The 9,731-nt window shown below is 28.5% G+C and carries 10 protein-coding genes; all 10 read left to right on the forward strand.

What is annotated here, in order from left to right; all coding sequences use genetic code 11:
• Positions 1–83: 83 nt before the first annotated feature.
• The 10 genes from steA (at position 84) to NSA58_RS10990 (ending at position 9,360) form a co-directional block, all read left to right on the forward strand.
• Complete coding sequence (steA, locus tag NSA58_RS10945) at positions 84–1,205, forward strand: putative cytokinetic ring protein SteA (RefSeq protein ID WP_039679391.1); 1,122 nt, start codon at positions 84–86, stop codon at positions 1,203–1,205.
• A gap of 22 nt (positions 1,206–1,227) precedes the next feature.
• Positions 1,228–2,109 carry a copper transporter gene (locus NSA58_RS10950; protein WP_039679392.1) on the forward strand — a complete coding sequence of 294 codons (882 nt, stop codon included), beginning with the start codon at positions 1,228–1,230 and terminating at the stop codon, positions 2,107–2,109.
• 21 nt (positions 2,110–2,130) lie between these two features.
• Positions 2,131–2,823, forward strand: coding sequence for a glycosyltransferase family 2 protein (locus tag NSA58_RS10955; protein WP_039679393.1), 693 nt, complete (start codon positions 2,131–2,133; stop codon positions 2,821–2,823).
• 64 nt (positions 2,824–2,887) lie between these two features.
• The gene (locus NSA58_RS10960; protein WP_079764706.1) at positions 2,888–3,652 is read left to right on the forward strand and encodes a glycosyl transferase; all 765 of its coding nucleotides are present in this window, start codon (positions 2,888–2,890) and stop codon (positions 3,650–3,652) included.
• 4 nt (positions 3,653–3,656) lie between these two features.
• Positions 3,657–4,754: a DUF3866 family protein gene (locus NSA58_RS10965; protein ID WP_074429181.1), complete on the forward strand. Its 1,098-nt coding sequence runs from the start codon at positions 3,657–3,659 to the stop codon at positions 4,752–4,754.
• Positions 4,726–5,256: an NUDIX hydrolase gene (locus NSA58_RS10970; RefSeq protein ID WP_039679396.1), complete on the forward strand. Its 531-nt coding sequence runs from the start codon at positions 4,726–4,728 to the stop codon at positions 5,254–5,256. Before NSA58_RS10965 ends, NSA58_RS10970 begins: the two co-directional genes overlap by 29 nt.
• Positions 5,257–5,314: 58 nt before the next feature.
• Entirely contained in the window at positions 5,315–5,926 is a 612-nt protein-coding gene (locus NSA58_RS10975; protein WP_039679397.1) for a stage II sporulation protein M, read from the forward strand.
• Positions 5,927–5,938: 12 nt separating this feature from the next.
• Entirely contained in the window at positions 5,939–6,826 is an 888-nt protein-coding gene (locus tag NSA58_RS10980) for a tyrosine-type recombinase/integrase (protein ID WP_039679398.1), read from the forward strand.
• Positions 6,827–6,839: 13 nt separating this feature from the next.
• The gene (locus NSA58_RS10985) at positions 6,840–8,009 is read left to right on the forward strand and encodes a phosphopentomutase (RefSeq protein ID WP_039679399.1); all 1,170 of its coding nucleotides are present in this window, start codon (positions 6,840–6,842) and stop codon (positions 8,007–8,009) included.
• A gap of 25 nt (positions 8,010–8,034) precedes the next feature.
• On the forward strand, positions 8,035–9,360 hold the full coding sequence (locus NSA58_RS10990; protein ID WP_039679400.1) for a pyrimidine-nucleoside phosphorylase: 1,326 nt from the start codon (positions 8,035–8,037) through the stop codon (positions 9,358–9,360).
• The last annotated feature ends 371 nt before the right edge of the window (positions 9,361–9,731 follow it).

Raw genomic sequence — 9,731 nt, forward strand, 5'->3', positions numbered from 1 at the left:
TATAAAACTATAAAATATTTCCTTTGTTCTTAAATAATGTTATAATGTTATATGATTTTAATAAAATATCGGAGGTTTTAATTATGAGAGTGGAAGCCCCTATTAAAGTAGATAGAAAAACAAAAAGGCTTGCGAAGAGACTTACAGGGGGAGAAATTGCAGTTATCAATCATATGGATATAGATGAAGTAGCTGCCAATTCCCTTGTAGAAGGTAAAGTAAAATTAGTAATTAACGCAGCCCAGTCTATAAGTGGGAAATATCCAAATAAAGGGCCAGGAATATTAACAGATAAAAATATTTTAATTATAGATAATGTTGGACAAGAATTATTTGATGAATTAAAAGAAGGGCAAATAATAGAAGTAAACAATGGGCAAATCTATAGAGATGGACAACTTTTGGGAGAAGGTAGTGTACTAGACAAAGAAAAAGTATCTATAAAAATAAAAGAAGCTTATGATAATATGTCTGTAGAATTAGATAGATTCATAGATAATACTATAGAATATGCAAAAAAAGAAAAAGGCTTCATCTTAGGAGAAGTTGAAATCCCTAAAGTAAAAACAAAATACAAGGATAGACACGTATTAGTTGTAGTTAGAGGGCAAGATTACAAAGAAGACTTAAGTACAATAATTTCTTACATAGAAGAAGTAAAACCAGTGCTTGTAGGAGTAGATGGTGGTGCAGATGCTTTAGTAGAATTTGGATATGTTCCAGATGTTATAGTTGGAGATATGGACAGTGTTAGTGATGAAACACTAAAAAAAGCAGGTGAAATAGTTGTACATGCTTATGTGGATGGAAGGGCACCAGGACTAAAAAGAATACAAGATTTAGGACTTGATGCAATAGTGTTTCCAGCACCTGGAACAAGTGAAGATATTGCTATGCTTACAGCTTATGAATATGGAGCAGAGCTAATTGTTGCAGTTGGGACACATTCTAACATGATAGACTTCTTGGAAAAAGGAAGAAAAGGTATGGCTAGTACATTCCTTGTAAGATTAAAAATAGGGTCTAAATTAATAGATGCTAAAGGTGTTAACCTACTATATAAAAGCAAATTGAAAATCAAATATATTTGGGCTATGATAATAGCAGCATTATTCCCAGTACTAATACTTGCTTATTTATCACCAACAACACAGCAATTTATCAGAATAATACAGTTAAAATTAAAATTACTATTAAATATGTAATATATAAATTAGGAGGATTAATATGAATATAAATATGAAGTACTATATAGTCACAATTGGTGCTATATTTATAGCTTTAGGTGTAGGAATACTAGTTGGATTTAACTTAAACTATGATCAAGCTTTAAGTAAGCAACAAAGTGAAGTACTTGAAAGCTTTAATACAGAATTTGAAGATCTAAAGGATAAGAATAAAAATTTACAAGCGGAAATTGAATCGTTAAATGGAGATATAGAAGCAACAAGAGAATATATTGATAAAAATGTTGATGTATTAACAGCAGATGTATTAACAGATAAAAATACTGGAATAATACTAACAAGCGAAAACCATGACTACAGCGAAGAAATAGAAAAATTAATAACAAATGCTAATGGTAAAGTATCTTTCAATATAGTAATAAAAGATAATATAAGTGATGAGGAAAAGTTAGCTAATTTATCTAAAGATTTAAATAAAACATTTAAATCATCACAAGATGTAATAAACTACATAATAAGCTCTTTAGGTAGTACAAAAGGATATGACCAATTATACGCTTTAGAAGATTTAGGTGTAATAAAAATAAATAATATAGACGAAAAGAAATACCAAGATTATGATTCAGTAGTTTTACTTGGAGAATTAACTGGAAAAGATGCGAAAGTAAAGTTTGATGCAAAAGAAAAATTAGTTTTAGATGGATTAAAAGAAGAAAACAAATACTTAGTGGCTGTTACTCAAAGTGATAGCAATAATGAAATTTTAAAATTATATTCAGAAAATAATATATCAACAATAGATAATATAAATGAAGGTATGGGTAAAATTTCTCTAACTACATTATTAAAAAATCAAAACATAGTTGGTAATTATGGAAATTCTGATTTAGCAAAAGAACTAATTGCTTATGAAAATAACTAATAATTAAAGGAGAATAAGAAAATGAATCCTTATTTAAGTATAATAATACCAGCATATAACGAAGAAAATAAAATTAAGGATACACTAGAAAATATAAAAAATATTGAAGAAATAAGTGAAATAATAGTAGTCGATGATGGTTCTAGTGATAATACTTCAAAGGTAGCTAAAGAAGTAAAAAGTGATAAAATAACTGTTATAACTCAAGACAAAAATAGAGGTAAGGGTTATGCTTTAAATAATGGTTTAAAAGTTGCCATGACAAAAGCCGATATCATAGGTTTTTTAGATGCAGATCTTGGTAGTTCATCAAATGAAATCTCAAAATTAATAACACCAATATTAAATGATGAAGCAGATGTTATAATAGCAAAGTTCCCTCCTGCAAAGAAAAAGGGAGGACTTGGATTTGTTAAAGGCCTTGCAAAAGAATCTGTACTTGAAATGACGGGAGTAGAATTAGACGCTACTTTATCAGGTCAAAGATTGTTTAAAAAAGAAGTATTAGAAAAATTTGATGAAATTCCATTTGGATATGGCGTGGAAGTCGGTATGACCATAGACATATTAAAATATGGATATAGAATAAAAGAAGTACTAGTTAATATGACTCATAGTGAAACGGGAAGAGATTTAAAAGGCTTTATTCATAGAGGAAAACAATATTATCACATTAAGAAAGTACTAAAACAAAAGAAAAAAGAATGGAGGTAATATATTGTATTCATATGTATTTAGAGGAATAATATTTTTGTTAGGTTTAATAGGAACATACCTAATGATACCTTTATTCAAAAACTTACTAGTTGATAGCAATTGTATAAGACCTAATTACAAAGGAGAAATGATACCTGTTAGTATGGGGATAGTCTTTCTTCCAATGATAATTATAAACGGAATTATTGTGGCATTTTTTACAGTAGATTTTGTAAGCATGACATGTTTATTTTTATTTATATTTGGAATGATGGCTATGTTTTTTGCAGGTATAATAGATGATACCATAGGAAATAGAGATGTAAGTGGACTAAAGGGTCACTTTAAAAGTCTTTTTAAAGGAAAACTTACAACAGGAGGATTTAAGGCCTTATTTGGAGGTTTTGTAGGACTTATAATATCAGTGTGTATATCTAAAAATATTATTGATATTATAGTAAATACTTTGATTATAGCATTGTCCACTAACTTTATGAATTTATTTGACTTAAGACCTGGTAGAGCAATAAAGGTATATTTAGTTATAATAATTATAATCTTATTTACATTAACTGGTTATATACAAATGTTACCTTTATTAATACTTCCAAATGTAATTGCTTATTTTAATTATGATTTAAAAGCAAAAGCTATGATGGGGGATACTGGTTCAAATGTACTTGGAATATCTATAGGTATCTTAATGGCGCTTGGTTACACGCTTAATGTAAGAATAGCATGGTTAATATTTTTAATATTAATACACATATTAACTGAAAAATTTTCTTTAACAAAAATTATAGAAAAAAACAAAGTATTAAATTTTATTGATAGATTGGGAAGGTAATCTTATGATTAGTAAAAAAGTAGGAATAGTAGAGGAAATAGCTGATAGTAGTGAAGTATTAGATGATATAAGAGTTAATATTAATGGACAAATACAAAGAGCTTATAACTATCCTAAAATAACTGGAGAAGTAAATATAGGCGATGAAGTAATATTAAATACTACTGCAGTTGAACTAAGTCTTGGTACTGGTGGATATCACTTTGTTATAGCAAATTTAAATAACAAAGAATCTGATTTATCACCAGGTGGTCATATAATGAAGCTTAGATACACTCCTTATCAAATAAAAGTAAATGCTGTAGAAGATCATGAAAGTGAATATCATGATATAATAAATAACTTTGAAACTTTAGATTATATGCCAGTTGTTGTAGGGACGCTTCATAGTATGTTAACTCCTTTTGTAGCATCATACAAAAGACATAATCCAAATAAAAAGCTAGTATATATAATGACTGACGGAGCAGCGCTTCCGATTTATTTAAGTAAAAATGTACAAAACCTAAAAGAAAAAAACTTAATTGATAGTACTATTACTATTGGAAATGCTTTTGGCGGTGATTATGAATGTATTAATATATATACAGCTTTAATTACAGCAAAAGAAATAATTAAGGCTGATGCAGTGTTTGTATCTATGGGACCTGGTATAGCAGGAACTGGTACTAAATATGGATTTACAGGTATTGAGCAAGGACCTATATTAGATGCTGTTAGAAAATTAGGAGGAAATCCTATAGCTATTCCTAGGATAAGTTTTGCTGATTTAAGAGAAAGACATAGGGGAATATCACATCATGCAATTACCATATTTAAAGAAATTGTAAATGTGAATGTAAATATTCCTGTAACTATTTATGATAAAGAAAAATTTGATTACATAAAAAAACAAGTAAAAGATAATAAATTATTTGATAAACATAATATAATTTATCTGGAAAATAATAAATGTAAAGAAGATTTGGATTATTTTAACCTTAAAGCAAGAAGTATGGGCAGAAATTACGAACAAGATAAGGAATTTTTCGATGCGGCAAGTACGGCTGCATATTACTTAATGGAGGTTTGTGATGATAACGAAGGAGACTACTGTAAGTAGTGATTTAATTTACACTGGTAAAACTATTCAGCTTAGAGTAGACACAGTGGAGGTGCCTAATAAAGGATATCAAAAAAGGGAAATAATTGAACATAAAGGCGCAGTGGCTATAGTTGCCATAACAGATGATAATAAAATTGTATTAGTTAAGCAATACAGAAAAGCAATAGAAAGAGAATTATATGAACTACCTGCTGGTAAAATTGAAATTGGTGAGACACCCCTTGATTGTGCTATAAGAGAATTAAAAGAAGAAACGGGTTATAGTGTAGACAGTTTAAAATTAATTCATAAGTACTATACTACACCAGGATTTTCTAATCAGATGGTATTTATTTATCTAGCTAAAAATTTAATTCCAGGGGAGAGTCACTTGGAAGAAGATGAATTTTTAGAGGTTTACGAGATTGATAGAGAAGAAGCTTACAATATGGTTATTAGCAACGAGATTTGTGATTCAAAAACTGTTATTGGATTATTATTAACTAAAGAATTAATATAAAGCATAACCTCCTCTTTGATAACATAAATATATGTTAGGATAAGAGGAGGTTATAAATTTGAGAAAAACAATAAGAAAAAAAGATAATTTAAGAGTAAGTAAAGAAATAATTTATTTAAGCGTTATTTTTATTGTATTTGTGGCTATAGGAACTTATTTAAATAAGATTTTTTCAAATGGACAAGATATAGTACTAGATAGTATAAATAATTTGTATGACTACTATAGCCAGGGAAGTGATATAAACATAAGTGCTGTAATTTTTTCTAATTTGAGAGAAAATATTATTTTCTTAGGGAGTATAGTATTATTTTCATTGTTTGTACTTACTTTTCCATTAGCTATAATAAGTTTTTTATTAAAAGGAATATCAATAGGCTATACTATTAATAGCTTAATTTTATTAATTAAGCTTAAAAGTATAAAAATGATATTGATTATGGTAATAAAAAATTTTATTATAATACCAGGGGCAATATTAATTATTGCATTTAGTTTTTACTACATTAGAAATATTTACGAAGAATATAAACGAGGAAGAAAAGAAGGGATCTTATTTTTAGGTAGAAGATACTTGTTAAATGGTATTATTATAATAATAGTTTGTACATCAGCACAATTATTATTAAATGCAATTAGCATTGGCATTTTGCAATTCCTAGTAAGATAAAAGGAGTTATTTATGGAAGTTTTACAACAATATATTGATTATATTAAATGCAAAAAAAAATTATCAGAAAATACCATATGTTCATATTATACGGATATTAAAAAGTATATAGATTATTTGCAGTCTGAGCATATTGAAATTAAAGATGTAGCAGAGTATGATATTATTAATTTTCTGGTGAATTTAGAAAAACAAAATATTTCTGTTGCTACAGTATCAAGAGTAACTTCTTCTGTTAAGTCTTTTCATGAATATTTATTTTTAAATCGTATTAGCGAAACCAATCCAGCTAATAATATAAAAAAACCAAAAATAAAAAGAGAAAATGTTGAAATTTTAACTGAAGAAGAAGTTGAAGCTCTTTTGAAGTTTCCTGATTTAGATAGCCCTAAAAAGATAAGGGATAAAGCTATTTTTGAAACATTATATGGTACAGGAATAAGAGTTTCAGAACTTGTTGAACTAAATCTACAAGATGTAGACTTGCAAATTGATTATCTATATTGTAATACAGGAAAGAATCAAAGAGTAATACCTCTTTGTGAAATAACTAAATTATATCTGGAAAAATATATAAAAGAAGGAAGAGTCAATTTAGCTAAAACAGATGAAGAAGCATTATTTGTTAATGCCCAAGGACAAAGGTTCACAAGACAGGGTCTTTGGAAAGTTATCAAAAAATATGCTAATATGGCTAATATAAGTAAAAATATTAATCCTAGTATACTTAGACATTCATTTGCCATACATTTACTAAAAGGAGGTGCAAATGTGGCTGTTGTAAGTAGAATTTTAGGAAACTCTAATTTGTCTAGTTTACAGCTATATTTAAACCAAATGGACAATAATGTTAGGAAAGAAATTAAGGACAAGCATCCAAGGAAAAAAGAAGACATATAAGGAGGAAATTTGTATGAATAGAGTAATATGGATGGTTATAGATAGCGTTGGTGTAGGAGCGCTTAAGGATTCACAAGAATTTGGAGATGTGGGAGTAAATACTTTAGGTAATATAGTTAAAAATCATAAAGATATTAAAATACCTAATATGATTAAATTAGGTCTTGGAAATATAGATGGAATAGATTATTTACCAAAGACAGAAAATCCAATAGGTTCATTTGGTAAATGTGATGAATTATCATGTGGAAAAGATACAACAACAGGACACTGGGAAATGACTGGTGTAGTGGTGGAAAAGCCTTTTAAAACATTCCCAGATGGATTTACAAAAGAAATAATAGATGAGTTTGAAAAAAGAACTGGAAGAAAAGTAGTTGGAAATAAGCCAGCTTCTGGAACAGCTATACTTGATGAGTATGGTGAACATCAAATGAAAACAGGAGATGTAATAGTATATACTTCAGCAGATAGTGTATTCCAAATTGCAGCTCATGAAGAAGTAATACCTCTTGAAGAGCTATATAAAATGTGTGAAATTGCAAGAGAAATAATGATGGGTGATAATGCTGTAGCTAGAATAATAGCAAGACCTTATATAGGGGAAAAGGCAGGTAAGTTTGAAAGAACTTCTAACAGAAGAGACTACTCATTAAATCCATTTGAATCTACAGTATTAGACACAATAAAAGAATCTAATTTAGATGTTATAGGTGTGGGAAAAATAGAAGATATATTTAATGGACAAGGTATAACTGAAGCTATACACACTAAAGATAATATGGATGGTGTAGATCAAACTATAAATTATATTAAAAAAGAAAATAATGGAGTAATCTTCACAAATCTAGTTGATTTTGATTCAAAATATGGACACAGAAGAAACTCTTTAGGATATAAAGAAGCTTTAGAAGAATTTGATGCTAGAATACCTGAAATAATATCATCAATGAAAGAAGATGATATATTAATAATAAATGCAGACCATGGAAATGATCCTACTTACAAAGGTACTGATCACACTAGAGAATATATACCAGTACTTGTGTATGGTAAAAATATTAAAAATGGAATAAACTTAGGAATAAGAAAAAGCTTTGCAGATATAGGAGCTACTGTAGCAGATATATTAAATGTTAAGTTACCTAATAATGGTGAAAGTTTTAAAAATGAAATAATGTAGCAAAGTGAATCTTTAGGAGGCAGCAATGAGAATATACGATATAATAAGAAAAAAAAGAGATAAAGAAGTTTTAACAAAAGAAGAAATAGATTTTTTTGTAGATAGATATTCAAAGGGGCAAATTCCAGATTATCAAGCATCAGCTCTTTTAATGGCTATATATTTAAATAAAATGAATAAGCAAGAGACTGCTTATTTAACAGAAGCAATGATGAATTCAGGAGAAGTAATGGATTTATCTGCAATAAATGGTGTTAAAGTTGATAAACACTCAACAGGAGGAGTGGGAGATAAGACTACAATTGCCCTAGCACCTTTAATGGCAGCTTGTGGTGTTCCTGTGGCTAAAATGTCAGGGAGAGGTCTTGGACATACAGGAGGAACTTTAGATAAGCTAGAAGCTATACCGGGATTTTCAATAGAAATGAGCTCTAAGAAATTTATAGATTCAGTAAATGATATAAAAATAGCTGTTTGTGGTCAAACGGCATCAATAGCAGTTGCTGATAAAAAAATGTATGCTCTTAGAGATGTTACAGCAACAGTTGATAATATATCGTTAATAGCTGCATCTATTATGTGTAAAAAATTAGCCTCTGGAGCTGATGCAATAGTTTTAGATGTTAAAACTGGAGACGGAGCATTTATGAAAACTTTAGATGACTCTTTCGCATTAGCTAAGGAAATGGTGGAAATTGGAACAGCTATGAATAGAGAAACCATAGCTATAATAAGTGATATGGACGAACCTTTAGGAAGTGCTGTTGGTAACTCATTAGAAGTTATAGAAGCCATAGAAGCCTTAAAAGGAAGAGGTCCAAAAGATTTTATGACACTTTGTGAGACATTAGGTGCTTATATGTTAGTATCATCTAAAATAGCTTCAGATTATGAAGATGGAGTAAGAAGAATTAAAGAAGCACTAGAATCTGGTGCTGCTTTAAAAAAATTCAAAGAGTTTGTTTCAAATCAAGGAGGGAATCCTGAAGTAGCAGATGATTATTCTTTATTGCCTGAGGCAAACCATATAGTTGAAATAAAATCTGACAAAACAGGTTTCATAGATAAAATAGAAGCTGAAGCTGTTGGAGTTAGTGCAATGGTACTTGGTGCAGGAAGAGAAACTAAAGAAGATAAACTAGATTTAAGTGCAGGTATAATACTAAAGAAAAAAGTAGGAGACTTTGTAAACGAAGGAGATACTTTAGCAGTTATGCACTTTAATAGAGAAAATAAATTTGAAGATGCAAAGAGAAGATTTAAAAATGCTTATATAATAAGCGAAGAAAAAGCTGAACCTAAAAAATTAATATATGGTGTCGTGACAAAAGATGGAATAAGTAAATTCTAGTTAAATGTTTAAAAAAGCTTAACTTGTAAAAAATAAAGTTAAGCTTTTTTTATTTTTAAATTGAATCAGAGAAGAGATTTGAATTTTATTTATAGAATATACTAGTTTGAGTAAAGCGAATTTTTTTAATTCTGACATTTTTATTGAAATATTTTAACCTTAGATTTATAATAAAAAGGATATAAAAGAGATAAGGAGTTAGCAACTTATGAATTTGAACAATTATAAAAGTAAAAAAATTATGGTGGCTATAGTAATTTCAATTCTTATTTTGATTCTTGTAGCAATTTTTGTAGTTACTCAAATAGGTCCATACAATAAAAATAATAAAGAGGATATTGTAGTTGATATACCAACAGGATCTACGTTAA

The sequence above is a fragment of the Terrisporobacter muris genome, assembly GCF_024621905.1.
GTDB classification, from domain to species: domain Bacteria; phylum Bacillota; class Clostridia; order Peptostreptococcales; family Peptostreptococcaceae; genus Terrisporobacter; species Terrisporobacter muris.

Bases quoted from the DNA above. Each gene is read 5' to 3' on its own strand.
- steA (WP_039679391.1), top strand. From the start codon at position 84: ATGAGAGTGGAAGCCCCTATTAAAGTAGATAGAAAAACAAAAAGGCTT.
- NSA58_RS10950 (WP_039679392.1), top strand. From the start codon at position 1,228: ATGAATATAAATATGAAGTACTATATAGTCACAATTGGTGCTATATTT.
- NSA58_RS10955 (WP_039679393.1), top strand. From the start codon at position 2,131: ATGAATCCTTATTTAAGTATAATAATACCAGCATATAACGAAGAAAAT.
- NSA58_RS10960 (WP_079764706.1), top strand. From the start codon at position 2,888: ATGATACCTTTATTCAAAAACTTACTAGTTGATAGCAATTGTATAAGA.
- NSA58_RS10965 (WP_074429181.1), top strand. From the start codon at position 3,657: ATGATTAGTAAAAAAGTAGGAATAGTAGAGGAAATAGCTGATAGTAGT.
- NSA58_RS10970 (WP_039679396.1), top strand. From the start codon at position 4,726: ATGATAACGAAGGAGACTACTGTAAGTAGTGATTTAATTTACACTGGT.
- NSA58_RS10980 (WP_039679398.1), top strand. From the start codon at position 5,939: ATGGAAGTTTTACAACAATATATTGATTATATTAAATGCAAAAAAAAA.
- NSA58_RS10985 (WP_039679399.1), top strand. From the start codon at position 6,840: ATGAATAGAGTAATATGGATGGTTATAGATAGCGTTGGTGTAGGAGCG.
- NSA58_RS10990 (WP_039679400.1), top strand. From the start codon at position 8,035: ATGAGAATATACGATATAATAAGAAAAAAAAGAGATAAAGAAGTTTTA.